The 1,512-nt window shown below is 41.1% G+C and carries 2 protein-coding genes; one reads left to right on the forward strand and one right to left on the reverse strand.

The window, feature by feature from the left end; genetic code table 11:
* Positions 1–353: 4'-phosphopantetheinyl transferase family protein (locus VNJ50_RS00755; protein WP_414652844.1), on the reverse strand; the 353-nt coding region annotated here is incomplete at its 3' end.
* A gap of 67 nt (positions 354–420) precedes the next feature.
* On the opposite strand from VNJ50_RS00755, the gene ahcY reads away from it, so the two are divergent.
* On the forward strand, positions 421–1,512 hold a 1,092-nt coding region (ahcY, locus tag VNJ50_RS00760), incomplete at its 3' end, for an adenosylhomocysteinase (protein WP_325578097.1).

The following is a 1,512-nucleotide window of genomic DNA, read 5'->3' on the forward strand; positions in this document are numbered from 1 at the left end:
ATTACGGCAATTTTTTCACGCTGTTTTTCAATATCTATTCCAACTTCATGATCGCTAATAATAACACCAGAAAACATGAAAGAATGCGTGATTGAAATATGCTTACCATCTTTTAAATGTGGTTTTCCGTTGTTGTCATAAACCAAATCGGCATCGGTATAACCAAATTCGGCCAACAGATGCCGCACACTTAAAAAGCCGCGTTGGTGCCATTCACTTTTCATGCTCAAAACACGTTGCATGCAGGTATCGGTCAAGGTAATTGGCTGGATCAGTTCGTCATAGGATTCGGTGATTTTCCAAATTTTAACAGTAGTTTGTGAGTTTGGAGTAATGGTTTTATATAAAGGCATTTAAGTTCTCGGAGTTATTAATTATCTTTGCAGACGCAAAACGAATTACAGAAACAAATATACAATTATGAACACAAAAACAATGCCTTACGTACCTTATAAAGTCAAAGACATGTCCCTTGCCGAATGGGGAAGAAAAGAAATAGAGTTGGCCGAAGCCGAAATGCCGGGATTGATGAGCTTACGTGAAGAATACGGAAACTCCCAACCTCTTAAAGGTGCACGTATTGCAGGATGTTTGCACATGACCATCCAGACCGCAGTTTTGATCGAAACTTTAAAAGCCCTTGGTGCCGAAGTGACTTGGAGTTCATGCAATATTTTCTCTACACAAGACCAAGCGGCGGCTGCAATTGCTGCAACTGGCGTTCCGGTTTATGCTTGGAAAGGGATGAATGAAGAAGAATTTAACTGGTGTATTGAGCAAACCTTGTTTTTTGGTGAAGACCGAAAACCATTGAACATGATTTTGGATGATGGTGGCGATTTGACCAATATGGTTTTTGATAAATATCCGGAATTAATGGCCGGAATCAATGGCCTTTCTGAAGAAACAACTACGGGCGTCCACCGACTTTATGAGCGCATGAAAAATGGCACGTTATCCATGCCTGCTATCAACGTGAATGACTCCGTAACCAAATCGAAATTTGACAACAAATACGGCTGTAAAGAAAGTGCTGTTGATGCGGTACGTCGTGCTACGGATGTGATGTTGGCCGGAAAACGTGTGGTGGTTTGTGGTTATGGTGATGTTGGTAAAGGTACGGCAGCATCGTTTAAAGGTGCCGGAAGTATTGTAACCGTCACTGAAATTGACCCGATTTGTGCATTGCAAGCAGCCATGGACGGTTTTGAAGTAAAACGTTTGGAAACTGTTGTTGCCAATGCTGATATTATCATTACAACTACAGGAAACAAAGACATTGTTCGTGCCGAGCATTTTGAAGCCATGAAAGACAAAACCATTGTTTGTAATATTGGTCATTTTGACAACGAAATCCAGATGGATTGGTTGAACAAAACCCATGGCGCGTCAAAAATTGAAATCAAACCTCAGGTTGATAAATACACGATTAACGGCAAAGATATTATCATTTTGGCCGAAGGGCGTTTGGTCAACTTAGGCTGTGCTACAGGCCATCCAAGTTTTGTGATG

Source organism: Gelidibacter sp. (assembly GCF_035577925.1).
Classification (GTDB): domain Bacteria; phylum Bacteroidota; class Bacteroidia; order Flavobacteriales; family Flavobacteriaceae; genus Gelidibacter.